Annotated in this window: 24 protein-coding genes; 10 read left to right on the plus strand and 14 right to left on the minus strand. The window is 73.4% G+C overall.

What is annotated here, in order from left to right:
- Positions 1 to 680: 680 nt before the first annotated feature.
- The gene (locus HB370_RS12820; protein WP_030791298.1) at positions 681 to 1,154 is read right to left on the minus strand and encodes a DUF6578 domain-containing protein; all 474 of its coding nucleotides are present in this window, start codon (positions 1,152 to 1,154) and stop codon (positions 681 to 683) included.
- A 110-nt stretch (positions 1,155 to 1,264) separates the two neighbouring features.
- Here HB370_RS12820 and HB370_RS12825 point away from each other — a divergent pair, with 110 nt between their 5' ends.
- Positions 1,265 to 2,065 (plus strand): site-2 protease family protein, encoded by an 801-nt coding sequence (locus tag HB370_RS12825; RefSeq protein WP_030791296.1) that lies wholly within the window; start codon positions 1,265 to 1,267, stop codon positions 2,063 to 2,065.
- Positions 2,066 to 2,074: 9 nt separating this feature from the next.
- Here the strand turns inward: HB370_RS12825 and HB370_RS12830 are convergent, their stop codons facing one another.
- Genes HB370_RS12830 through HB370_RS12840 form a run of 3 tightly spaced genes read right to left on the minus strand, consistent with a single transcriptional unit; the run spans position 2,075 to position 4,212 of the window.
- Complete coding sequence (locus HB370_RS12830; RefSeq protein WP_208974391.1) at positions 2,075 to 2,326, minus strand: hypothetical protein; 252 nt, start codon at positions 2,324 to 2,326, stop codon at positions 2,075 to 2,077.
- A gap of 13 nt (positions 2,327 to 2,339) precedes the next feature.
- On the minus strand, positions 2,340 to 3,044 hold the full coding sequence (gene npdG / locus HB370_RS12835; protein WP_030791293.1) for an NADPH-dependent F420 reductase: 705 nt from the start codon (positions 3,042 to 3,044) through the stop codon (positions 2,340 to 2,342).
- Positions 3,045 to 3,081: 37 nt separating this feature from the next.
- Complete coding sequence (locus HB370_RS12840; RefSeq protein WP_051816108.1) at positions 3,082 to 4,212, minus strand: sialidase family protein; 1,131 nt, start codon at positions 4,210 to 4,212, stop codon at positions 3,082 to 3,084.
- Between the two features lie 168 nt (positions 4,213 to 4,380).
- Between HB370_RS12840 and HB370_RS12845 the strand changes: the two genes are divergently transcribed.
- Complete coding sequence (locus tag HB370_RS12845) at positions 4,381 to 4,980, plus strand: hypothetical protein (RefSeq protein WP_030791287.1); 600 nt, start codon at positions 4,381 to 4,383, stop codon at positions 4,978 to 4,980.
- A gap of 113 nt (positions 4,981 to 5,093) precedes the next feature.
- On the opposite strand, the gene HB370_RS12850 is transcribed toward HB370_RS12845, so the two are convergent.
- Positions 5,094 to 5,327 carry a hypothetical protein gene (locus HB370_RS12850; RefSeq protein WP_030791285.1) on the minus strand — a complete coding sequence of 78 codons (234 nt, stop codon included), beginning with the start codon at positions 5,325 to 5,327 and terminating at the stop codon, positions 5,094 to 5,096.
- Positions 5,328 to 5,385: 58 nt separating this feature from the next.
- Here HB370_RS12850 and map point away from each other — a divergent pair, with 58 nt between their 5' ends.
- A complete protein-coding gene (gene map, locus HB370_RS12855) occupies positions 5,386 to 6,243 on the plus strand; it encodes a type I methionyl aminopeptidase (protein WP_030791283.1) in 858 nt (285 codons plus the stop codon).
- Between the two features lie 45 nt (positions 6,244 to 6,288).
- Here map and HB370_RS12860 read toward each other — a convergent pair whose 3' ends face one another.
- Both HB370_RS12860 and HB370_RS12865 read right to left on the minus strand, forming a co-directional pair.
- Positions 6,289 to 6,486 (minus strand): hypothetical protein, encoded by a 198-nt coding sequence (locus tag HB370_RS12860; RefSeq protein ID WP_030791280.1) that lies wholly within the window; start codon positions 6,484 to 6,486, stop codon positions 6,289 to 6,291.
- Positions 6,487 to 6,598: 112 nt separating this feature from the next.
- Positions 6,599 to 7,243, minus strand: a complete 645-nt coding sequence (locus HB370_RS12865; protein ID WP_030791278.1) for a PhzF family phenazine biosynthesis protein — start codon at positions 7,241 to 7,243, stop codon at positions 6,599 to 6,601.
- 214 nt (positions 7,244 to 7,457) lie between these two features.
- On the opposite strand from HB370_RS12865, the gene efeO reads away from it, so the two are divergent.
- Genes efeO through HB370_RS12885 form a run of 4 tightly spaced genes read left to right on the plus strand, consistent with a single transcriptional unit; the run spans position 7,458 to position 11,688 of the window.
- Positions 7,458 to 8,594, plus strand: a complete 1,137-nt coding sequence (efeO, locus tag HB370_RS12870) for an iron uptake system protein EfeO (protein ID WP_030791276.1) — start codon at positions 7,458 to 7,460, stop codon at positions 8,592 to 8,594.
- Between the two features lie 15 nt (positions 8,595 to 8,609).
- Positions 8,610 to 9,860: an iron uptake transporter deferrochelatase/peroxidase subunit gene (gene efeB / locus HB370_RS12875; protein ID WP_030791267.1), complete on the plus strand. Its 1,251-nt coding sequence runs from the start codon at positions 8,610 to 8,612 to the stop codon at positions 9,858 to 9,860.
- Between the two features lie 3 nt (positions 9,861 to 9,863).
- Complete coding sequence (gene efeU, locus HB370_RS12880) at positions 9,864 to 10,736, plus strand: iron uptake transporter permease EfeU (protein ID WP_030791265.1); 873 nt, start codon at positions 9,864 to 9,866, stop codon at positions 10,734 to 10,736.
- Entirely contained in the window at positions 10,696 to 11,688 is a 993-nt protein-coding gene (locus HB370_RS12885) for a hypothetical protein (RefSeq protein WP_078637758.1), read from the plus strand. Before efeU ends, HB370_RS12885 begins: the two co-directional genes overlap by 41 nt.
- Positions 11,689 to 12,870: 1,182 nt before the next feature.
- Here the strand turns inward: HB370_RS12885 and HB370_RS12890 are convergent.
- From HB370_RS12890 to HB370_RS12910, 5 genes are all read right to left on the minus strand, one after another.
- On the minus strand, positions 12,871 to 13,608 hold the full coding sequence (locus HB370_RS12890; RefSeq protein ID WP_030791260.1) for a bifunctional DNA primase/polymerase: 738 nt from the start codon (positions 13,606 to 13,608) through the stop codon (positions 12,871 to 12,873).
- Between the two features lie 113 nt (positions 13,609 to 13,721).
- Entirely contained in the window at positions 13,722 to 14,351 is a 630-nt protein-coding gene (locus HB370_RS12895; RefSeq protein ID WP_030791257.1) for a TetR/AcrR family transcriptional regulator, read from the minus strand.
- 31 nt (positions 14,352 to 14,382) lie between these two features.
- Positions 14,383 to 15,357: a small ribosomal subunit Rsm22 family protein gene (locus HB370_RS12900; protein WP_030791254.1), complete on the minus strand. Its 975-nt coding sequence runs from the start codon at positions 15,355 to 15,357 to the stop codon at positions 14,383 to 14,385.
- 88 nt (positions 15,358 to 15,445) lie between these two features.
- On the minus strand, positions 15,446 to 16,627 hold the full coding sequence (locus HB370_RS12905; RefSeq protein ID WP_030791251.1) for a serine hydrolase domain-containing protein: 1,182 nt from the start codon (positions 16,625 to 16,627) through the stop codon (positions 15,446 to 15,448).
- On the minus strand, positions 16,567 to 17,904 hold the full coding sequence (locus tag HB370_RS12910; protein ID WP_030791247.1) for a multidrug effflux MFS transporter: 1,338 nt from the start codon (positions 17,902 to 17,904) through the stop codon (positions 16,567 to 16,569). Before HB370_RS12910 ends, HB370_RS12905 begins: the two co-directional genes overlap by 61 nt.
- 162 nt (positions 17,905 to 18,066) lie before the next feature.
- Here HB370_RS12910 and HB370_RS12915 point away from each other — a divergent pair, with 162 nt between their 5' ends.
- Positions 18,067 to 19,080 carry a Gfo/Idh/MocA family oxidoreductase gene (locus HB370_RS12915; protein WP_030791244.1) on the plus strand — a complete coding sequence of 338 codons (1,014 nt, stop codon included), beginning with the start codon at positions 18,067 to 18,069 and terminating at the stop codon, positions 19,078 to 19,080.
- Between the two features lie 89 nt (positions 19,081 to 19,169).
- Positions 19,170 to 19,928 (plus strand): SDR family oxidoreductase, encoded by a 759-nt coding sequence (locus tag HB370_RS12920; protein ID WP_030791242.1) that lies wholly within the window; start codon positions 19,170 to 19,172, stop codon positions 19,926 to 19,928.
- 376 nt (positions 19,929 to 20,304) lie between these two features.
- Here HB370_RS12920 and HB370_RS12925 read toward each other — a convergent pair whose 3' ends face one another.
- Together HB370_RS12925 and HB370_RS12930 are read right to left on the minus strand one after the other, a co-directional pair.
- On the minus strand, positions 20,305 to 21,507 hold the full coding sequence (locus HB370_RS12925; RefSeq protein WP_208974392.1) for a serine hydrolase: 1,203 nt from the start codon (positions 21,505 to 21,507) through the stop codon (positions 20,305 to 20,307).
- A 120-nt stretch (positions 21,508 to 21,627) separates the two neighbouring features.
- Positions 21,628 to 22,611 (minus strand): aldo/keto reductase, encoded by a 984-nt coding sequence (locus HB370_RS12930; RefSeq protein ID WP_030791236.1) that lies wholly within the window; start codon positions 22,609 to 22,611, stop codon positions 21,628 to 21,630.
- Between the two features lie 248 nt (positions 22,612 to 22,859).
- Here HB370_RS12930 and HB370_RS12935 point away from each other — a divergent pair, with 248 nt between their 5' ends.
- Positions 22,860 to 23,405, plus strand: coding sequence for a DoxX family protein (locus tag HB370_RS12935; protein ID WP_030791235.1), 546 nt, complete (start codon positions 22,860 to 22,862; stop codon positions 23,403 to 23,405).
- Positions 23,406 to 23,847: the final 442 nt, after the last annotated feature.

A 23,847-nucleotide genomic window follows, 5' to 3' on the forward strand; every position in this document is an offset into this window, starting at 1 on the left:
TGACCGGGAACGGCCCCCGCCAGGCACGACCGGGGAGACTGCCAGGGGGGCAGCCGCAGGCTTTGACGGGGAGCGGCACCTCCGGACACTACCGGCGAGGCTGCCGGGGGCGGCCGCAGGCTTTGACGGGAGCGGCCCCCGCCAGGCACGACCGGCAGACCGCCGGAGACAGCCGCCGGCCTGACGGGAACAACACCGCCGGACACAACCGGCGAGACCGCCGAGAGCGACCGCAGGCTTGACGGGGAGCAGCACCGCCAGGCACGACCGGCAGACCGCCGGAGACAGTCGTCGGCTTGGCGAGAGGCGGCACGGCCGGACGCGACCGGCGAGGCTGCCGGACCCGGCCACCCGCTCGTCGAGATCAGCACCTGCCAGACACGCCCCGAGCGACTGCCGGGCGGCACCGGCCGGGCCGGTGTCGGAAGGGGCGCCGACGGCAACCGGGCCGGTGCCAGGGGCAGTAGCCCACACAGCCGAGCCGGAGCCAGAGACGGCAACCCACCACGGCCCCACCGGTACCGGAAGCGGCAACCCACCACTGCCCCGCCGGAGCCAGAGACGGCAACCCACCACAGCCCCACCGGTACCGGAAGCGGCAACCCACCACGGCCCCGCCGGAGCCAAGGGCGGCAGCCCACCACGGCCTCACCGGCCCCAAGGGCGGCAGCCCACCGCGGTCAGGGGCCGTCGGCCGTCGGTTCCAGGGTGATCAGGGCGCCGACCGTGCGGTGTGTCCGGTGGGGGCCCGGGCCGGGGCCGGGTTCGTCCGGGTCGAACCACTTCGGGCAGTTGTCGGCGGTCTGGAGGGCGTACGCGCCGGGCACCGCCTCCCAGTGGTACGGGGACGGGAGGACGACCGTCCCCTCGGACCCGGCGTCCGGATCGAGGGCGCGGTCGAGGCGTGCGCGGGCGCGCCGGTCCGTGTGGACCACGTACTCCTGGCGCACCAGCTCGATGGCGCTGACCCGGCCGGTGGTCCGGCGGGTGCGGTCGCCGTGGTTCTCCACCCACGCCTCGGCCCCGTAGTACCGGTCCCGGCGTTCCCCCGGGTCCACGGCGACCAGCGGCCAGGCCACCTCGTCGCCCACCGCGAAGGGCCGCCCGCAGCACTCCATCTGCCAGTCCTCGTAGAACACCCTCATCCCTGCCATCCTCCCAACCTTCCAGGAACCCGGCGGCGACCGCGAGACGTTTTCCCCGTATGCTCTCGGATCTTCCGGGAGTCCCTTCCCGTGTCCCTCGTCACCTCAGGAGCCGATGCATGACCACCGCCACCACCCGCCCCGGCGACCGGCAGGTCAGTCCCGTGTTCGTCGGCATCCTGGCCGTGACGGCGGTGACCGGCTGGGCCACCTGGACCGGGTACGCCGAGCAGCCCGGCGTCGCGGTGTTCCTGTTCGTGACCGCGGCCTGGATCGTCTCCCTGTGTCTGCACGAGTACGCGCACGCGCGCACCGCCCTGCACAGCGGGGACATCTCGGTCGGCGCGAAGGGCTACCTCACGCTGAACCCGCTGAAGTACACACACGCGCTGCTGAGCATCGTGCTGCCGGTGATCTTCGTGATCATGGGCGGGATCGGTCTGCCCGGCGGCGCGGTGTTCATCGAGCGCAACCGGATCCAGGGCCGCTGGCGGCACAGCCTGATCTCGGCGGCGGGCCCGCTGACGAACGTGCTGTTCGCCGCGGTGTGCACGGCGCCGTTCTGGCTGGACGCGCTGGACGGCGTCCCCGCGGACTTCCGGTTCGCGCTGGCGTTCCTGGCGCTGCTCCAGGTCACGGCGGCGATCCTGAACTTCCTGCCGGTGCCGGGCCTGGACGGCTACGGCGTGATCGAGCCGTGGCTGTCGTACAAGGTGAAGCGGCAGGTGGAGCCGTTCGCCCCGTTCGGGCTGCTCTTCGTGTTCGCGGTGCTGTGGCTGCCGTCGGTCAACGAGGCGTTCTTCGACGTGGTCGACGCGGTGATGCGGGCGCTGAACGTGGACATGTTCTCGCAGTACTGCGGCGACGCCCAGTACCGCTTCTGGGAGGAGAGCCCGGCGATCTGCTCGCTGGGTTCGTGAGGGACTCGTTCAGTTCGTGACGGACGTGTCGCGGGCGGCGTCCGTCCGGCCGCGCTTGACGTAGTACCAGGTCATGTTGGACGACAGTCCGGCCAGCAGCACCCAGACGATCCCCAGCCAGCTGCCCTGGACGAAGGAGACGACCGCCGCGGCCACGGCGAGGACGCAGACGACGAGGGTGTAGAGGGCGATGCGGGGCATGACGGGGGGCTCCTGTCGGGGACACTGCTCGGAACTGCTTCGCCGACCAGTGTCCCCCATGGGCTCAGGCGGCTCACACGTCGGTCACGCGCAGCCCGGCGTGTGCCTTGTACCGGCGGTTGACGGAGATCAGGTTGGCGACCAGCGACTCCACCTGGTGGGCGTTGCGCAGCCGCCCCGCGAAGACACCGCGCATGCCGGGGATGCGGCCGGCCAGGGCCTGCACGATCTCCACGTCCGCGCGCTGCTCGCCGAGGACCATGACGTCGGTGTCGATGCTCTCGATCTCCGGGTCCTGGAGCAGGACGGCCGACAGGTGGTGGAAGGCGGCGGTGACCCGGGACTCCGGCAGCAGCGCGGCGGCCTGCTCGGCGGCGCTGCCCTCCTCGGGCTTGAGGGCGTAGGCGCCCTTCTTGTCGAAGCCGAGCGGGTTGACGCAGTCCACGACGAGCTTGCCGGCCAGTTCCGCGCGCAGCGCCTTCAAGGTGTCGCCGTGGCCGTCCCACGGTACGGCGACGATCACGATGTCGCTGCGGCGCGCGGCCTCGGCGTTGTCGGCGCCCTCGATGCCGTGGCCGAGTTCGGCGGCGGCTGCCTGGGCGCGGTCGGCGGCGCGGGAACCGATGATCACCTTCTGGCCGGCCCGGGCCAGCCGGTAGGCGAGGCCCTTGCCCTGCGGTCCGGTGCCGCCGAGCACGCCGACGGTGTACCCGGAGACGTCGGGCAGGTCCCAGGGGTCCTTGGCGGGGGCCTTCTGTGCGCTGTCGGTAGAGGTCATGGCCCGACTCTACGTCCGGTCCCGCCGGGGCACCGGATCAGGTCAGGCGCCGTACCGGCACCCGGCGGAAGGTGATCGTCTCGTAGGGACCGAAGTCGCCCGTCTCGTACAGCAGCCCCACCGTGTGCGGGTCGACGCGGACCAGGTCGGAGTAGGCGGCGGGCAGTCCGTCGGCGGTGTACGCCGGGCGCCAGGTGGTGCCGCCGTCGCGGGAGACGCGGATCGTCATCAGGGCGCGGGCGTTCCCCGGGTCGGCGGGGGCGGAGAACAGCAGCAGGCCGGGGTCGCGGAGCTGGAGGACGGCGGCCTGGCAGACGGGGGCGGTCAGGCCCGCCTGCGGGCGGAAGGGCTTGAGGAGCGTCCTGCCGCCGTCCGGGGAGTGGGCGTCGGCGCGGTTGCCGGGGGAGGGCGAGTCGTTGCGGGCGTTGAGGTAGACGCGGCCGTCGGGGAGTTCGGCGGCGGTGGTCTCGTTGACGTTGACGTAGCCGTCGGTGTTGTCGTCCAGGTAGCCGAGGTACCAGTTCTCGCCGCGGTCGTCGCTGAGCAGGCAGTGCCCGCCGTTGTACTTGGCCTCGGCGCCGGTGTCGGTGCCGGTGGGCGGCACGGTGTGGTTGGCCGGGACCAGGATCCGGCCGGAGGTCAGCTGGAGGGCGTGGCCGGGGGTGGTGGCGTACCAGCGCCAGCCCGGTGCCTTCACCTGCCGAGTGATCTCCCGGGGCGCGGACCAGGTCACGCCGTCGTCGTCGCTGTGCTGCACCCACACCCGCCGGCCGTCGGCGTCCGGGACCTGCCCGCGCACGATGGCGGCCTCGGTGGCCCAGCCGGCGGCGCGGACGTGGACGAGCAGGACGCGGCCGGTGTCGAGGACGACGGGGGCGGGGTTGCCGGCGAGGTCGGTGCCGTTGCTCGCGGCGACCTGGAGCGGGCCCCAGGTCCGGCCGCCGTCCGTGGACCGCTTCAGCACGATGTCGATGTGCCCGTGGTCGGCGGCGGAGCCGACCCGGCCCTCGCAGAAGGCGAGCAGGGTGCCGGCCCGGGTGGCGACGACGGCGGGTATGCGGAAGCTCGCGTACCCTTCGCGGCCCGCACGGAAGGGAACGGTCACATCGGCCGGGGGAAGAGCCGTGTCGGCCGGGGAAACGGTCGGGGGAACGGTCGGGTCGGTCACGGGGCGGCTCCTCGGTCGTGGACGGGACACACACGGGCCGTGCACGGGTCGCAGGGGGACGCGTACGGGTCCCGTACGCGACCCGTACGGGGCGCCTTTTCCCCGAGTCGGGCGAATTCCCGGTGAACTCCGGGTCACGAGTGGCCCGTTGCGGCAGGATTCGGCCACATGGACGCCGTACGGGTCGCGTTGCTGCGGGAAGTGCTCGCCGGGACGGAGTGGCTGGGGGCCACCCGGAGGTTCGCGGGGGTGCTGCGCGGGTCGGTGGTGGCGCACGGGGGCGGGCTGCTGCTGGTGGGCACGCCGGAGTACGAGCCCTGGCACCTGGCCGCGCACCTGGTGGACGAGGCGGCCTGGTCGGGCACGCCCGAGCTGGCGCCGACGCTGGTCCGGCAGCATCCGCGCCCGTCCGACCCCGCGCATCTGGCGGTCGGACCGGGCCGGATCTCGGCGGCGCGGCGCGGGGAGACCCTGCTGGTGGTGGCGCCGGAGGAGCCGGCGTCGCTGCTGGAGCGGGTGCACGACGCCCGGCGGGCCGGGGTGACGGTGCTGGCGCTGGGCGGCGCGGGCGGGGGCGAGCTGGCCGCGATGGCGCATGAGGCGCTGGCCGTGCCGGAGGGGGCGGAGCTGGACCTGGACAGTGTGCAGCACCTGGTGAGCGCGGCGGCCGGCGAGAACGCGGGACCGCCGGGGTCCCGGCGGGGCTTCCGCGACCGCCTGTCCCGCCTGACCGAAGCCCTGACCGCACCACCGCCGGCCCCCTGGTGACCGGCCCGCCGCCGGGGCGGAGTCGGCCGGTTCCGGAGGAACGGGCACGCGGTACGGATGCGGGAGCGGCGCGCCGACGCCCTGCGGACCCGCTCAGTCTTCGTCGGACCCGCTCAGTCCTCGTCGGTCCGCTCGCCGGACGGCGTGTCGTGCCAGCGGGGGTCGTTCTCCCACTGGAGGTTGCGCTCGGCGGCGGTCTGCATCGCGTGCCGGGCCGCCTCGGGGGTGGCGTACGGTCCGAAACGGTCCTTGCCCGGGCAGTCGGGGCCCTCCTCGACCTTCCCGTGCTCCAGGCAGTAGTACCACTCGCCCGGTTTGCCGGCCGTGCGCTTCTTGAACAGGGCCATGGACAGCTCCTCTCGCCACCGACATGTTCCCCCATGTCCGCTGGTTAGACTCGCTGGCATGTCTGGCCAGTCGCTGCTCGTACCAGGGGAGCTGTCTCCCACCCGTTCGGTTCCCGGAAACATCCGCCGCCCCGAGTACGTCGGCAAGCCCGCGCCGGCGCCGTACACCGGGCCGGAGGTGCAGACCCCCGAGACCATCGAGGCGATGCGGACCGCCGGCCGTATCGCCGCGCGGGCGATGGAGGAGGCCGCGAAGATCATCGCGCCGGGGGTGACCACGGACCAGCTGGACAAGGTCGCCCACGAGTACATGTGCGACCACGGGGCCTACCCGTCCACGCTCGGCTACCGCGGCTTCCCGAAGTCGCTGTGCACGTCCGTCAACGAGGTCATCTGCCACGGCATCCCCGACTCGACGGTCCTCAGGGACGGCGACATCGTCAACCTGGACGTGACGGCGTACATCGGCGGGGTGCACGGCGACAACAACGCCACGTATCTGGTCGGCGACGTGGACGAGGAGTCGCGGCTGCTGGTGGAGCGCACCCGGGAGGCGCTCAACCGGGCGATCAAGGCGGTGCGGCCGGGCCGGCAGATCAATGTCATCGGCCGGGTCATCGAGTCGTACGCCAAGCGTTTCGGCTACGGCGTCGTGCGGGACTTCACCGGGCACGGCATCAACTCGTCGTTCCACTCCGGGCTGATCATCCCGCACTACGACAGCCCGCACGCGACGACGGTGATGCGGCCGGGGATGACGTTCACGATCGAGCCGATGCTGACGCTGGGCACCCACGAGTACGACATGTGGGACGACGGCTGGACGGTCGTGACGAAGGACCGCAAGCGCACCGCCCAGTTCGAGCACACCCTGGTGGTCACGGACACCGGCGCGGACATCCTGACCCTTCCCTGAGGCCGGGTCCCCCTGGCCGGATGCGGCAGGGGGACCCGGGCCGCGTCAGAACAGGGTGTCGGTGCAGTGGGCGCCACCCCAGAAGATCTTGTTCTCCAGCGAGGAAAGTCCGCCGAAGTACGGGCTGCACACTACGTCGTCGTCCTTGTGGTCGTCGTAGGTGCCGGCGGCTGCCGTCGACGCGCCGGCGCCGGCCAGGGCGACGGCGAGGACGGTCGCGGCCAGAACGGATCTGATGCGCATGGTGCTCCTCTCGGGAGGCTGAGTGGTCACGCCCAGAGGTCCCCGTTCGTCCTCGCGCGCACACGCGGTTCCACCCGGACGGCGCGCGGCCGGTCACCCGGACGCCCGCGCGTCAGCGCTCCAGGCGGACCCGGCCGCCGATCTCGGTCCAGCCGTGCGGCTGGGGCGCGGTCAGGATCTGCGAGCCACGGCCCTGGATGATGTTGAGGGCCCGGCCCAGCCGGTCGGTGAGCAGCAGCGCCGCCGCGCCGGTGGCCTCGTCCTCGTCGATCCCGTCGTCCCGCCCGGGGAAGGCCCGGGCACGGATCCTCCCGGCCGCCTCGTCCTCCCAGGCCCACGCGTACACCCACTCCCCCGGCGGCGGCACGGGAAGCGCGTCCACCTCGGCGGCGCTCGGGTACTGGCGCAGGGTGCGCGGCGGCGCCCACTCCGCGCGGGCCTCGATCCAGCTGAACTCGCCGTCCTGCCGGGCCCCGGCCACACCGGCGGGGGTGACGAGTTCGGGCACGTCGAGCAGCCAGGCGGTGCCCACGCAGGGGTGCCCGGCGAAGGGCAGGCGCAGGGTGGGCGTATAGATGTCGATCACTCCGCGCTCGGGGTCGTCCACGAACACGGTCTCGCTGAAGCCGAGCTTGCCGGCCAGTGCCTGCCGGTCGTCGCGGCCGGGCAGCACCGTGCCGTCGCGGACGACGCCCAGTTCGTTGCCGTAGCCGCCGTCCGGCCCGCAGAAGACGCGGAGTACGTCGTAGTCGGTCACCCGGGAATTGAAGCACCGCGGCGCCCGCCAGGGGCCGCACCGGGCGTTTTGACCCTGCCTTTGCCGTGGCGTGATGTCCGCTTTGCGGCACCGCAATCAAGTCGTGTCCGTGTGCCCGCTGTGAGAGCCGAATCACCGACAGCACGGGTACGGGCGTGGTAAGCCTCGGGTAAGTTAGGCCAGCCTCACCATACGAATCGCCCTTGGAGCCTGCATGCGAGCCGTCCGACTGACCGTCACCGCCGCCGTGACCGCGGCCGCTCTGACCGCCCTCTCGGCCTGCACCTCGAAGAGCGACGCGAAGGACGGTGACGCCATCCGGGTCACCGCGGCCGACTCCACCTGCGACACCTCCAGCAAGTCCGTGCCGGCCGGCCAGGTCACGCTGAAGATCGAGAACAAGGGGTCGCGGGCGACCGAGGTCGAGATCCTCTTCCCGGACGACCGGATCGTCTCCGAGAAGGAGAACATCGGGCCGGGCACCAAGTACACCCTCACCGCCGAGGTGAAGGCCGGCTCCTACGAGATCGCCTGCCGGCCCGGCATGAAGGGCCACGGCGTCCGGCAGAAGCTGACCGTGACCGGCGGCGCCGCCACCGCCAAGCGCGACCCGAGGCTGGACGCGGCCGTCGCCCGGTACCGCACCTACGCCCAGGACCAGGCCGACGAGACGCTGCCGAAGGCCGAGGCGTTCGCGAAGGCCGTCCAGGACGGCGACCTGGAGGCGGCGAAGAAGGCCTACGGTCTGTCCCGCCTCGGCTGGGAGCGCACCGAGCCGGTCGCCGAGTCCTTCGGTGACATCGACCCGAAGGTGGACGTCCGCGAGGACGGCCTGGAGCCCGGGCAGAAGTGGACCGGCTGGCACCGGCTGGAGAAGGCCCTCTGGCACGACAAGAAGGTCGGCGCCGAGGAGAAGGCCCTCGCCGGACAGCTGGTGACGGACCTCAAGGACTGGCAGAAGCGGGTCGGGAAGGCCGAGATCACCCCGACCTCCATGGCCAACGGCGCCAAGGAGCTGCTGGACGAGGTCGCCACCGGCAAGGTCACCGGCGAGGAGGATCGCTACGCCCACACCGACCTCGTCGACTTCAAGGGCAACGTCGAGGGCGCGCAGAAGGCCTACGAGCTGCTGAAGCCGGTCGCCGCGAAGAACGACCCGGCGCTGACCAAGGAACTCGACAAGCAGTTCGCCGCGCTGGACGCCCTGCTCGACAAGTACCGCTCGGACAAGACCTCGTACGACTTCGTCTCCTACGACAAGGTCGGCAAGGACCAGCGCAAGGAGCTGTCGGACGCGGTGAACGCGCTCGCCGAACCGCTGTCCAAGCTCGCCGCCGCGGTCGTGAAGTAGGCAAGGGGAAGGGCGATGACCGAGACCCAGGGGAGCAATCCGTCGCGCCGGGCGCTGATCGGCTGGGGCGGTGCCGGGCTCGCGCTCGGGGCCGCCGTGGCCGGCGGAGCCGTGGCGGTGGCCCAGTCGGGCGAGGACGCGGACCCGGTGGCGGACGGGATGGGCGGCGCGGTGGAGTTCCACGGCGCCCACCAGGCCGGCATCGCCACCCCGGTGCAGGACCGGCTGCACTTCGCCGCGTTCGACGTGAGGACCGACGACCGCGAGGCGTTCGTCCAGCTGCTCAAGGACTGGACCGAGGCGGCCCGCCGGATGACCGCCGGCAAGCCGGTCGGCGAGGGCGCCTACGGCGGGCTCGCCGAGGCCCCGCCGGACGACACCGGCGAGGCGCTCGGCCTCAAGCCGTCCCGGCTGACGCTGACGATCGGCTTCGGGCCGTCGCTGTTCGACAGGTTCGGTCTGAAGGACCAGCGGCCCCCGGCCCTCGTCGACCTGCCCAAGTTCCCCGGCGACAACCTGGAGCGCTCCCGCACCGGCGGTGACCTGTGCGTCCAGGCGTGCGCCGACGACCCGCAGGTGGCCGTGCACGCCATCCGCAACCTCGCCCGCATCGGCTTCGGCAAGGTGGCCGTGCGCTGGTCCCAGCTCGGCTTCGGCAAGACCTCCTCGACCACCCCGGGCGCGCAGACCCCGCGCAACCTCTTCGGCTTCAAGGACGGCACCCGCAACATCGCGGGCACCGAGACCGACCGGCTGGACGAGCACGTCTGGGTCGGCGCCGGGGACGGCCCGGCGTGGATGACCGGGGGGTCGTACCTGGTCGCCCGGCGGATCCGGATGAACATCGAGACCTGGGACCGCACCTCGCTCCAGGAGCAGGAGGACGTCTTCGGCCGGGACAAGCGCGAGGGCGCCCCGGTCGGCAAGGCCAAGGAGCACGACGAGCCGTTCCTGAAGGCGATGAAGCCGGACGCGCACGTCCGGCTCGCGCACCCCGACTCCAACGGCGGGATCACCATCCTGCGCCGGGGCTACTCCTTCACCGACGGCACCGACGGCCTCGGCCGGCTCGACGCGGGCCTGTTCTTCCTCGCCTACCAGCGGGACGTGCGCAAGGGCTTCATCCCGCTCCAGCGCAAGCTGGCCGCGCACGACGCGCTCAACGAGTACATCCAGCACGTGGGTTCGGCGGTCTTCGCCGTCCCGCCCGGCGTCCGGGACTCCGGCGACTGGTGGGGCCGGACGCTGTTCTCGAAGGAGGCGTAGCCCGTGTTCTCCAACTACCTGATCGGCCTGCGCGAGGGACTGGAGGCGTCGCTCGTCGTCTGCATCCTGATCGCCTACCTGGTCAAGACCGGCCGCCGGGACGCCATCAAGCCCATCTGGGCCGGCATCGGTGTCGCCATCGCCATCGCCATGGGCTTCGGCTGCGCCCTGGAGTTCGGCTCGCAGGAACTGACCTTCCAGGCGCAGGAGGCGCTCGGCGGATCCCTGTCGATCATCGCCGTCGGCCTGGTGACCTGGATGGTGTTCTGGATGCGGCGCACCGCCCGGAACCTGAGGTCGGAGCTGCACGGCAAGCTGGACGCGGCCCTCAAGCTCGGCACCGGCGCGCTGGTCGCCACCGCGTTCCTCGCCGTGGGCCGGGAGGGCCTGGAGACCGCGCTGTTCGTGTGGGCGTCGGTGCACGCGGCCTCCGACGGCACCCCGCGCCCGCTGGTCGGGGTCGCCCTGGGCCTGGCCACGGCGGTGCTCCTGGGCTGGCTGTTCTACCGGGGCGCGCTGAAGATCAACCTGGCGAAGTTCTTCACCTGGACCGGCGGCATGCTGGTCGTGGTCGCGGCGGGCGTGCTGGCGTACGGCGTCCACGACCTCCAGGAGGCCGACTGGGTGCCGGGCCTGAACGACCTGGCGTTCGACATCAGCGGTGCCATCCCGCCGGACAGCTGGTACGGCACGCTGCTGAAGGGCGTGTTCAACTTCCAGCCGGATCCGACGGTCGTCCAGATCACGGTGTGGGCGCTGTATCTGGTCCCGGTGCTCGGGCTGTTCCTCTCCCCGGTAGGGTTCGCCTCCGGGAAGGGGAAGGTGAAGGAGCCCGATGAGCAGGGAACGCAGCCCTCGGCGGCCTCGCAGGCGTGACCGGAACGCACTCATAGCGGCCACGCTGACCGCTTTGTCGCTGACGGCGAGCGGATGCGTGGTGGTGCACGGGGAGCGCGAGGTGCTCCCCGCCGCCACCCGTGCCGAGGCCGCCAAGGCCGTCGCCGCGTTCACGGACGCGTACAACAAGGCCGACAAGGCCTACGACAGCTCCGTGGACGCCCCCTATGTCACCGGCGCCCTCGCCGACATCGACTCCGCCCGGCTGAAGGCGGGGCACGTCAACAGCCCCTCCGGCAACCCGGCCCACACCCCGCTGACCCTGACGGACGTGAGGATCACGATCGTCAAGAAGGCCGGCTGGCCCCGCTGGTTCGTCGCCGACGCCCGGGGCAACAAGGGCGGCAATGCCCGGTGGGTGCTCGTGTTCACCCGGGGCGACCTCGGCGAGCGGTGGCGGGTGGCCTATCTGACCCTCATGGCGCCCGGGACCGTACCGGAGTTCGAGAAGGACGCGGACGGCTGGGCCGAGGCCGTGCCCGCCGACACCACGCGACTGGCCGTCCGCCCCGACGAGTTGAGCAAGTCGTACGCGGCCTACCTGAAGAACGGCGGGACGGTCTTCGCGGACGGCCGCGACACGAGCGGGCTGCGCGCGGCCCGGAAGAAAGAGGCCGAGAAGCCCGGTCTGGTCCGGCAGTTCATCGACGAACCGCTCACCCACGGCGCCTACGCGCCGCTCGCGCTGCGCACGGCGGACGGCGGGGCGCTGGTGTTCTTCACCACGCACCACTACGAGAAGCGGACCGCCGCGACCGGCGCGACCGTGCCGATCCCCAACAAGGACGTGAAGGCCCTGATCAAGGGCGAGGTGAAGCAGTCCCTGACGATGGAGTCCATCGCCAACGAGGCCGTGCTCGACCCGGCCGGCAGCGGCCCGGTACGGATGCTGGGGCGGGTCCAGGGACTGACGTCCGCGCAGGGTGGCTGAACCCGGCGACCGGACGCCGGACTACCGGGGCCGGTTGGTGGAATCGGCCGGGGCCGGTCGGTGGAGACCGCCGGGGCCGGTCGGTGGAGACCGCCAGGGCGCAGGTCAGTGGTTACGGCCGGGGTGCCGGTTGGTGGAGTCGGCCGGGAGGCCGGGGCGGCCGGCCAAGTCGGCCGGGGCCCGCAAGCCAGGACGGCCGGAAGGCCGATCGGCAGAGACAGCCCGGGGCCGGACGACGGCGACAACCGGGAGTCGGTTGGCGGAGACAGCCAGGGGGCCGGTCGGTCAAGACGACCGTGAGGCCGGGCGACGGAGACAGCCGGGCGACGGAGACAGCCGAGGCACTGGTCGACGGCGACAACCGGGGCCCACCGGGCAAGACGGCCGGAAGGCTGATCGGCGGAAACAACCCGGGGCCGGACGACGGCGACAACCGGGAGTCGGTTGGCGGAGACAGCCAAAGGCCAGTCGGTCAAGACGACCGGAAGGCCGGACGACGGCGACGACCAAGGCACTCGCCGACGGCGACAACCGGGGCCCACCGGGCAAGACGGCCGGAAGGCTGATCGGCGGAAACAACCCGGGGCCGGACGACGGCGACAACCGGGAGTCGGTTGGCGGAGACAGCCAGGGGGCCGGTCGGTCAAGACGACCGGGAGGCCGGGCGACGGAGACGGCCGGGAGGCCGGTCGGTCAAGACGGCCGGGCGACAGAGACGACCAAGGCACTGGCCGACGGCGACAACCAGGGCCCATCAGGCACCACGGCCGGAAGGCCGATCGGCAGAGACAACCCGGGGCCGGACGACGGCGACAGCCGAGAGTCGGTGGCGGAGACAGCCAAAGGCCGGCCGGTCAAGACGACCGGAAGGCCGGACGACGGCGACGACCAAGGCACTCGCCGACGGCGACAACCAGGGCCCATCAGGCACCACGGCCGGAAGGCCGATCGGCAGAGACAACCCGGGGCCGGTCGACGGCGACAGCCGAGAGTCGGTTGGCGGAGACAGCCAGAGGCCAGTCGGTCAAGACGGCCGGGAGGCCGGTCATCGGTGACAGCCAGGGGTCGATCGGCGGAGACGGCCGGGCGGTCACCACGGCCGGGAGGTTGGTAGACGGCAGCGGCAGAGCGGCCGGTCGACGGCGACAGCCGGGGCCCGTCGGGCAGGACGGCCGGGAGGCCTCAGTGGCGCAGGGGCCAGGCCGCGCCCGGGTGGTCGGCCTCGGCGCCGTGCCGGGCGCAGGCGTCGGTGAGCGCCTCCAGCAGGCTCAGCGGATCGGGCAGCGCGTGCTCCGGGCCGCGCACCCAGCGCACCCGCTGGTCGTCGTCGCCGGGCAGCCGGGCCGGCGGTACGAGGACGTAGGAGCCCCGGCAGTGCCAGCGCAGGCCGGGATGCTCGTCCATCGTCTCCGGATGGCAGTCCAGCTCGCAGGGCCACCACTCGTCCTCGTCCTCCGGGGTGCCCCGGGTGAGGGTGAAGAACAGCATGCGGCCGTCGTCGCTCTCGGCGACCGGACCCACCTCGATCCCGGCGCCGAGCAGCCGCTGAAGGGCCTCCCGCCCGGCCTGAAGGGGCACATCGAGGACGTCGTGCACCATGCCGGTGGCGGTGATGAAGTTGGCCAGCGGCTGGTGCCGGGCCCAGCGCTCGATCTGCGCGCGGTCGGTGGTGGACTGCGTCTGCCAGGCGAACGACACCGGGTGCCGGGCCGGGGTGGGACAACCGACGCGGTCGCAGGAACAGCGGTAGCCGGGCGCGGGGTGCGCGGCGGGGGCGAGCGGCAGACCCGCGCCGGCGGCGGCGAGCAGCAGGGCCTCACGGCCACCGTCGTCGGCGGCGCCCTCCTTCGGGCGGCGTCCGCGCAGCCACTGGGAGAGTTTGCCCTGCCGGCCGGACCGGCCGCCGAACGTCCCGCTCATCTATCCCCTCGCCTCGCTGGTGTGCGGACAGCATGCCTTATCGTCCCATCTTCGCGTGGACCGGGGGGTCGCCGCAGGCGAGTGGCCGACTGTCACCGGCAGGGGTACGGCGGTCAACGCGGTGCCAGGCCGTACAGCGCGTAGTCGACCAGGGTGTCCGTGTAGTCGTAGGTGATCGGGCCGGTGTGCTGGAGCCAGCGCTGGGCGAGCGGCGAGACGAACAGCTCCAGGGCGATCCGGGGATCCACGTCGCGCCGTATCTGCCCGGCGTCCCGCGCCGAGCGCAGCCGGGCGACGTACAGCTGGAGCTGCGGTTCCAGGAGCCGGGCCACGAAGACGCGGCCGAGCCGCTCGTTGACGACGCCCTCCGCGGTCAGCGCACGCGCCGGTGCGTCGAAGCGGGGGTCGAGCAGCTCGTCCACCGTGGCGCGCAGCACCGCCTTGAGGTCGGCGGCCAGGTCGCCGGTGTCCGGGATGCCGGCGGTCTCGTGTCCGGCCCCGTCGTGTCCGGCCGGGCGGGCCGTCTGTTCGGCGAGGTCCAGGAAGGCCTCCAGCAGGACGTCCGCCTTGGAGGACCACCAGCGGTAGATGGTCTGTTTGCCGACCCCGGCGCGGGCGGCGATGCCCTCCACCGTGGTCTTCGGGTAGCCGGCCTCCGCGACCAGGGAGAGGGCGGCGGCGTAGATCGCCCGGCGGGACTTCTCGCTGCGGCGGGTGGCGTCGGGGGCGGGCTTGCTGGCCATGGCACCGAAAGTAACAAGCCGGGGCGGCGGGCTACGACGCGGAGTCGTACGGCGGCCAGGCGTCGCCCCAGTCGGCGTCCCGGGCGGCCTTGTACAGGTCGCCGTGGCGCTTGGTGACCGTGCCGCGGCTCAGCCTCTCGTCGGCCTCGCACAGGTCGAGCAGCACCTGGCCCTTGCGGATCTGCGGGCGCCGGACCACCCGGGCGGGGGCCGGCTCGGCGGGCAGCCGGGTCGCGGCGACGTACGAGAACTTCTCGTCCTCGTACGCCAGGGAGCCGCCCTTGACCTGTCGGTGCAGGGAGGACCGGCCGACCCGGGCGGAGAAGTGGCACCAGTCGGTGCCGGGCGCGATGGGGCAGGCGGCGCTGTGCGGGCAGGGCGCGGCGATCCGGAAGCCGGCCCGGATCAGCCGGTCGCGGGCCTCGATGACGCGGGCGTAGCCGGCCGGGGTGCCGGCCTCGACGATCACGACGGTCCGGGCGGCGCGGGCGGCGGCGTCGACGAGGGCGGCGCGGTCGGGCTCGGCGAGTTCGTTGAGCACGTACGACACCGTGACCAGGTCGGTGTCGTCCAGGGTGAGGTCCGCGCCGATCCGGGCGCGCTGCCAGCGGGCGTCCTTCAGGGCCGGGTGGGCGGCGGCGAGCCGGCGGCCGACGGCGAGGGCGGGTTCGGCCCAGTCCAGCACGGTGACGGCGCGCTCGCCGGGCCAGGTCGTCTGGACGGCCCAGGTGGCGGCGCCCGTGCCGCCGCCGACGTCGGTGTGGCCGGCGGGGGTCCAGCCGGGGAGGACGTCGGCGAGGGCGGCGAGGGCGGAGCGGACCGCCTCGAAGGTGGCGGGCATGCGGTACGCGGCGTACGCGGCCACGTCGGCCCGGTCGCGGAGGATCGGCGCGTGGGTGGGGGTGTCGCCGCGGTAGTTGGCGATCAGGCGGTCCACGGCGGCGGCGACCTCCCTGGGGGGCAGGCCGTCCAGCAGGTCGGCCAGGGCCGTGCGGAGGTCGTTCACCCGGCGATTCTATGGCGCCCGGCGCCTTGGTTCTCCGGCCCACCGCCCACCCGGTTCCGCCGGCCGGGAGGGCGCCCTCGCCTCCGGGCTAGATCACCGCTTTTGCCAGCAGCGTCGCCAAGGTGGCTCTCGGGGTGCTGTCGGGCGGCCGGCGGCGGGGGTGGACCGTGTTGGCCAGGAGGATCAGGAAGGTGTCGGTGGCCGGGTCGAGGACCAGGGACGTGCCGGTGAAGCCGGTGTGGCCCGCCGCGCCGCGGCCCGCCAGTTCGCCCATGAACCACGGCTGGTCCAGTACGAAGCCCAGGCCGGGCGGGGTGAACAGCAGCTCCACGTAGTCGGGGCCGAGGATGCGCGCGGGGCCGTAGGAGCCGCCGGCGAGCAGGGCGCGGCAGAAGACGGCCAGGTCGGGCGCGGTGGAGAACAGGCCCGCGTGTCCGGCGACCCCGCCCAGCGCCCAGGCGTTCTCGTCGTGCACCACGCCCCGCAGCATCCCCCGCTCGGCCTTGGCCCACGGCCGCCGCTGGTCCTCGGTGGCCGCGGCGCCGGGGCAGGGCCCGAAGCCGGTGGCGGTCATGCCGAGCGGCCGGGTGATGCCGTCCCGCACCAGGACGTCCAGGGTGCGGCCGGTGATCCGCTCCAGGACGCACTGGAGCAGGAGCATGTTCAGGTCGGAGTACCGGTGGGCGCCCGGCCGGCCCGTCGGGGCCTCGGCGCGCAGCAGGTCCAGCCGGGACGCGTCGTCCGGGCAGTCGTACAGCGGCAGTTCCGGGCGCAGCCCGGAGGTGTGCGTGAGCAACTGCCGTACCGTGACGCCGTGTTCGGCGGCGGCGTGGAAGTCGGGCAGGTAGTCGCCGACCCGGGCGTCGATGCCGAGGGTGCCCCGCTCGATCTGCTGCACGGCGGCGACGGCCGTGAACAGCTTGGTCAGGGAGGCCAGGTCGAAGCGGGTGTCGAGGGTGGCCGGGACCCGGGCGGCCGGCGGCAGCTCGACGCCGGCGCCGGTCCCGGGGTCGTACCCGGCGTAGCGGACCGCCCAGCCGGCGGCCTCGGCGACGGCGATCACGGGCCCGCGCCCGGCCAGCACGACCGCGCCGGCCGCCCAGGGGCGCTCACCGGTGGTGAGGGCGTGCACCTCGGCGACCAGGTGCCCGAGTCCGACGGGGTCGAGCCCGGCTCGCTCCGGTGTGCCGGCGCGCAGTCTCGGTGCGCTCAGCTCGCGTCTCCCTCCGCGTGCGCACGGGTGGTCTCCCGTGTGGTCCAGGGACGGCACATTCCCACGAAGCAGGCCGCCGCGACCAGTGCTCCGGCCAGCTGGACCACGGCCATGGGCACGGCGGTGTGCTCTCCGGCGACGCCGACGAGCGGGGAGGCCACCGCGCCGACGAGGAAGGAGGAGGTGCCGAGCAGCGCGGAGGCGGACCCGGCGGCGTGCCGGACGCGCAGCAGGGCGAGGGACTGGGCGTTGGGCAGGGTGACGCCCATCGCGGACATCAGGACGAACAGGGCGGCGGCGACGGGGACCAGTCCGGTGTCGCCGAGGACGCCGGTGGCCATCAGCAGCAGGGCGGTCGCGGCGAGCGCGATCACCGCCAGACCGGCCGCGAACACCTTGTCCAGGCCGACCCGGCCGACCAGCACCTTGCCGTTGATCTGCCCGGCGGCCACCAGGCCGACCGAGTTCAGGCCGAACAGCAGGCTGAAGGTCTGCGGGGAGGCGCCGTAGATCTCCTGGACGACGAACGGGGAGGCCGATATGTAGGCGAACAGCGCGGCGAAGGTGAAGCCGCCGGCGAGCATGTAGCCGGTGAAGGGCAGGTCGGCGAGGAGGCCGCGCATCGCGCGCAGGGTCTCCCCCACGCCGCCGCGGTGCCGCTCGGCGGGCGGCAGGGTCTCCGGCAGCCGCAGCCAGACCAGGGCGGTGAGCAGTACGCCGATCACCGTGAGCACCACGAACACGCCCCGCCACTCCGTGACCCGCAGGATCTGCCCGCCGACGAGCGGCGCCACGATGGGCGCGGCCCCGGAGATCAGCATCAGGGTGGAGAAGAAGCGGGCCATGGCGACACCGTCGTACAGGTCGCGTACGACGGCCCGGGCGATGACCACCCCGGCCGCGCCCGCCAGGCCCTGCACCACGCGGAACGCGATCAGCGTCTCGACGGTGGGCGCGAGGGCGCACAGCGCGGTGGCGGCCAGGTACACGACGAGCCCCGCGCGTAGCGGGCGGCGGCGCCCCCAGCGGTCGCTGAGCGGGCCGATGATCAGCTGGCCCAGCGCGAGTCCGGCCATGCAGGCGGTCAGGGTGAGCTGCACGGTGACGGCCGGGGCGTCCAGGGAGCGGGTGACCTGCGGCAGCGCGGGCAGGTACATGTCCATCGCGAGCGGGGTGGTCGCGGTGAGGGCGCCGAGGAGGAGGGTGACGAGGGGGCCGGTGCGGCCCGGGGCGCCGGCCGCCGGTGGCGCGGTCGCGGAGTGAGGGGCCTGGTCCTGGTCCCGGCCCTGGTCCCGGTCTTGTTCCGGTGTCGGTGTCGCCGCGTGTTCCGGCATCTGCCCCTCCCTGTCCGTGCCTTGGGCCCCTCTGCCGTCGGTCCCGCCGACACGGGTGTCGCCGGCATCGGGTGTCGCGACATCGGTGTCACCGGTCCGACCGGCACCTATGCTCTCAGCTCGGACAGACTGCCGAGGCACACACGAGCGAGGGCGGGCGGAATGGCGGAGCAGAGCGTGCGCTGGGGGATCCTGGCGACCGGCGGGATCGCGGCGGCGTTCGCGGCGGACCTGGTCGATCTCCCGGACGCGGAGATCGCGGCGGTGGCCTCGCGCCGGCGGGAGTCGGCCGAGGCGTTCGCCGAGCGGTTCGGGGCGCGGCGGGCGTACGGCGACTGGGAGTCGTTGGCCGCCGACGAGGACGTGGACGTGGTCTACGTCGCCACCCCGCACTCGGCGCACCGGGCGGCGGCCGGGCTGTGCCTCCGGGCGGGCCGGAACGTGCTGTGCGAGAAGCCGTTCACGCTGAACCTGCGCGAGGCGGAGGAACTCGTCGCGCTGGCCCGGGAGCACGGCCGCTTCCTGATGGAGGCGATGTGGATGTACTGCAATCCGCTGGTCCGGCGGCTGAAGGCGCTCGTGGCGGACGGGGCGATCGGCGAAGTGCGCACCGTTCAGGCGGACTTCGGGATCGCCGGGCCCTTCCCCGCGACACACCGGCTGCGGGACCCGGCGCTGGGCGGCGGGGCACTGCTGGACCTGGGCGTGTACCCGGTGGCGTTCGCGCAGTTGCTGCTCGGCGAGCCGGACGGGATCACCGCGAGCGCGGTGCTCTCGCCCGAGGGCGTCGACCTCCAGACGGGGGCCTTGCTGTCCTGGGAGAGCGGCGCGCTGGCCGCACTGCACTGCTCGATCACCGGCGGTACGGCGAACACCGCGTCGGTCACCGGCACGCGCGGGCGGATCGACGTGCCGTCCGGGTTCTTCCACCCGGAGCGGTTCGTGCTGCACCGCGAGGGCCGGGACCCGGAGGAGTTCACCGCCGACCCCGCCGACGGTCCGCGCACCAGCATGCGGCACGAGGCGCTCGAGGTCATGCGGGCGCTGCGGGCGGGCGAGAAGGAGTCGCCGCTGGTGCCGCTGGAGGGGACGCTCGCGGTGATGCGCACGATGGACGCGGTGCGGGAGCGGGTCGGGGTGCGGTATCCGGGGGACGCGGCGCCGGTGGGTGTCTAGCCGCGGGGCGGCCATGTCGCTCGCGTCGGGCAACCGTATGGCGGACAGTCGATTCCGTATGGCGGACTCTCCGCCTACGCTGCGGAGTCATGACTGACAGGAACTCGAAGATCGCGGTGGTGACCGGGGCCGGGTCCGGCATCGGGCGGGCCGTCGCCGTGGAGCTGCTGCGCGCCGGCTGGTCCGTGGTGCTGGCCGGCCGGCGTGCCGAGCCGCTGGCGGAGACGGCGGCACTGGTGCCGGGGGCGGCCTCGCTCGCCGTCCCCGCCGACGTGTCCCGGCCGGAGGACGTCGACGCGCTGTTCACGGCGGCCGTGGACCGGTTCGGCCGGGTGGACCTGCTGTTCAACAACGCGGGGACCTTCGGGCCCGGCGGGGTCCCGGTCGAGGAGCTGCCGTACGACGCCTGGCGGCACGTGGTGGACACGAACCTCAACGGGGCGTTCCTGTGCGCGCAGGCGGCCTACCGGCGGATGAAGGAACAGGACCCGCGGGGCGGCCGGATCATCAACAACGGCTCCGTCTCGGCGCACACGCCCCGCCCGCACTCGGTCGCCTACACCGCGACCAAGCACGCGCTGACCGGCCTGACCAAGTCGCTGTCCCTGGACGGACGGCCGTACGGCATCGCGGTCGGCCAGATCGACATCGGCAACGCGGCGACCGACATGACGGCGCGGATGCCGATGGGCGCGCTCCAGGCGAACGGGGAGGTCGCCCCGGAACCGATGATGGACGTGGCCGATGTGGCGCGCACGGTACGGCACATGGCGGAGCTGCCGCTGGAGGCGAACGTGCAGTTCGCGACGGTACTGGCGACGACGATGCCGTACATCGGCCGGGGCTGAGCCGCGCCCGGGCCGTACCGGCGGGCGGAACTCGGTCGTCCGCGGTATTGCGGCCCGTTGCTGACCTATGCTCAACTTTTCTCCACCGGAGCTTCACAGTTGGAGCATGACGGTTCCGCGGCCATTCCGAGGGGGGAGGCGGCGGCCGTTCCACCGGACCGGAACAGGGGGGCACACCTCGCGCCACCGCGAGGCCGGACCGGCCGCGGGAACGGCCGCCGCGCAGGCATGCGGGTGCGCGCACGCCACGTACGTACGGCGCCTCGGCGCAGCTCGCCGGTCACCGGATACGCACGGCGGCCCTGCTCAGTTCGTCGGCCGGCGGATACGTACGGCGATTCGGCGCAGCTGGTCGGCCACCGGATACTACGTGGGCTCAGCTCGGCTCGTCGGCCGTCGGTTCCGGTCCCCCGCCCTCCGGTGTCGCCGGCCGGGTCCGGCGGCGGCGCAGGGCCCAGGCGCCCGCTCCCAGCAGGGCGAGCGCGCCGGCGCCGGCCGCCACCGCGACGGGGCCGGTGGAGCCGGCGCCAGCACCCACCACGCCGGGGGCACCGGCCGCCGCGCGCACCGCCCGCCCCCCGGGAGCCGGGCTCGCGCTCGCCCCGCCCTCGCTGAGCGGGGTGACCAGCGTGCCCACGGGCCGGGCCGAACGCCCGTGGGTGAAGCCCCAGTCGAGCAGCGCGGCGGTCTCCTCGTACACGGCGTTGCCGCCGGACTCGGGATGCATCACGGTCACCAGCAGGGTGCGCCCGCCCCGGGTGGCCGCGCCGGTGAACGTGTTGCCGGCATGGCTGGTGTAGCCGTTCTTGACACCGATCAGGCCGTCATATGTCTTCAGACCCCATGCCCCGGTCAGCAGACGGTCGGTGTTCTGGATCTGGAACGTCTTCTTGCCGCCCGCCGGGAAGTCGGCCGTCCTCGTGCCGCAGTAGCCGCGGAAGTCGGCGTCCTTCAGCCCGTGCCGGGCGAAGAGCGTGAGGTCGTACGCCGAGGAGAGCTGCCCCTTGTGGTCGAAGCCGTCGGGGCTGACCACATGGGTGTCCAGGGCCTGCAGGTCCTGGGCCCTGGCCTGCATCTCGGCGACCGTCCTGGCGATGCCGCCGTTCATGTGGGACAGCACGTGCACGGCGTCGTTGCCGGACCGCAGGAACACGCCCTGCCACAACTGCTCGACGGTGTAGGTGATGCCGGGCTTGATGCCGACGAGGCTGGACCCGGCCGGGACGTCGGCGAGGTCGGCGTCGGTGACCTTGTACCGCCGGGCGCGGTCGAACTTCTTCAGCACGGTGTCCGCGAACAGCATCTTCAGCGTGGACGCGGGCGCGAGCCGCCGGTGCGCGTCGAACGAGGCGAGCACCTCCCCGCTCGCGCAGTCGGCGACCAGCCAGGCGCGGGCGGTGAGCTTCTTGGGCAGTCCCGAGGCGCCGTGCACCTGGACGCCGGTACGGGCCAGTCGTTCGCCCCCGACGACCGTGGTGGCCGCTGTCGCGGCGGTGGCGTCGGTGGCCGTGGACAAGGGCAGGGCGGCGGCCGTCAGCCCGAGGACGGCACGCCGGCTGAGCCGGGAACATTCACGCACCCGGGGACCGTACACCGCGACGAGCAGACGTTCCGCGTCCGGAGGGGCGTACGGTCCGGATCACGCCGCGCACCGGGCAGATCGGCCAAGTCGGCGCACCTCAGCGGGCCTTGGAAAGGCTCACCTGCCGAGCAAGCGGTCGATCTCGGCCAGCTGGCCGGCGGTGAGCGGTCCCTTCTCGATCGCCCCGGCGTTCTCCTCGGCCTGGGCGACGGTCCGGAAGCCGGGGATCGGCACGGTGCGCGGGCTGCGGGCCCACAGCCAGGCGAGGGCGCCCTGGGCGAGGGTGCGGCCGTCGCTGGTGAGGAGGGACCGGACGGCGTCGATCCGGTCCAGCCACTGCGGATCGGCGCCGGAGCCGTCGGACGCGTACCCCGGGAGCCAGGCCGGCGGCCGGCTGCGGATGTCCCCCGCGTCCAGCGTCCCCTCGCGCCGCCCCGCCAGCAGTCCCATGGCCAGCGGGCTGCGGTTGACGCTCGCCAGCTCCAGCCGCTCGCACAGCGCCAGGGTCCGGGGCGCGTCCTGGAGCACGTTGAGGGCGTGCTGCACGGCCGCGCAGTGCGGTCCCTCGGCGAAGACGGCGGCCCGCTCGGGATCGTCGGTGCTCCATCCGTAGGCCCGCACCAGCCCCTCCCGCACGAACTCCTCGCAGGCGTCGCGGAGTTCGGCGGCTCGCTCCGGGTCGGCGTCGGAGATGTGCAGCTGGTACAGGTCGACGCGGTCGGTGCCGAGCCGGCGCAGGGAGGCGGTGAGGGCCCGCCGGGCGTACTCCGGGGTGTCGTCGGTGCCGGTCAGGGTGCGGGTGTCCGGATCGAAGACGTTGCCCCACTTGGTGGCGAGGACCACCTCGTCCCGCCGCTTGCCGAGGGCCCGGCCCAGGATCTCCTCGCTGTGCCCGGTTCCGTAGGAGTCGGCCGTGTCGAAGAAGGTGACACCGAGGTCGAGCGCCCGCCGGACGGCCCGTACGGACTCGTCGTCGTCCACCTTCCCCCAGCCGACGGGCTGCCCGTCGGCCATCCAGTGCTCACCGCCGATGGCCCAGCACCCGAAACCGAGTGCGCTCACCGCTGTGCCGCCGCGTCCCAGCGTCCGTGTCGTCGTCATGGGCCGCACGCTAGGAGTTGGAGCGCGCGCGAAGGCAAGGAACCGTACGGAGCCCCCCTCACGCCGGGACTCACGCCGGGTCGCCGGACCCGGCCGGCTGGATCGTCACGGCGGCGGGCTCATTCCGCGCCCCCCGGCCCGCCACCCGAACGGCAGCCACGAGGGGCCGCTCGGGGCCGTGGGTGCGAGGGTGGCCCCAGGAGCCCTGTCCGCCTGTCCGCCTGTCCGCCTGTCCGCTGGGAGTCACCGTGACCTGTTACGACCGACGTGATCTGGGCCTGCTGCTGCTCCGGCTGGGCACCGGAGGGGTGCTGGCGGCGCACGGCACGCAGAAGCTGTTCGGCTGGTTCGGCGGACACGGACTGGAGGGCACGGGCCAGTTCATGGAGTCCATCGGCTACGTGCCCGGCAAGCTGAGCGCGATGGCGGCGGGCCTGGCGGAGACCGGCGGCGGCACGCTGCTGGCGCTCGGCCTCGCGACCCCGGCGGCCGGCGCGGCGGCGGCCGGCGGGATGGCCGGGGCGGCGGCCGTCCACGTGCCCAACGGCTTCTTCGCCCAGGAGGGCGGCTACGAGCACGCGGCGATCCTGGGCCTGACCGCCGCCGGCCTGGCCGTCACCGGCCCCGGCCGCCTCTCCCTCGACCACGCCCTCGGGCACGTCCTCGACCGCGGCTGGATGGTCCCGGCCGCCCTCGGCGTGACGGCGGCGGCGACGGCCGTGGTGGTGGGCGCGCGCAACCGCCGGCTGCGGCGCAAGGCGCAGGGCGAGCAGGAGACCCTGTTCGAGGAGTGAGCCGGCGTCCGCACGACACCGGGGCCGGCCGGAAGGCCGTAGAGGCGCACGGACGGCTGCAAACGGCGCCGACCGGACGCGACCGGACGCATGGGGACGGTACGAGCAAGCACCCCCGAGGATGAACAAGCACCCCCGAGGGCCGCCGAACGCACTGACGACTTTCGGCCATCTTCGGGCTTCCGCCCCTCCCGTCCCGCCCGCCACACCCCGCCTCACCACCGGCCCCACCCCGGCCGGCCACCCTCCGCGGGCGTCACCGAAGGGCCCCCGGAGCCTTGCCGCGCCTGGCTCAGGAGCCCCGTTCTCCGGCGCTGTCCGAACACCCGACACCCCCGCCGGACACTACATCTGGGGTCCATTGCCAGCCGAGACACAAGATGTATGCTCCCACCTGATTTCGGCGACACCTGAGACGCCCACGGCACAACGGGCCCCTCAG

The organism is Streptomyces sp. DSM 40868 (assembly GCF_011820545.1).
Lineage (GTDB): Bacteria > Actinomycetota > Actinomycetes > Streptomycetales > Streptomycetaceae > Streptomyces > Streptomyces eurythermus.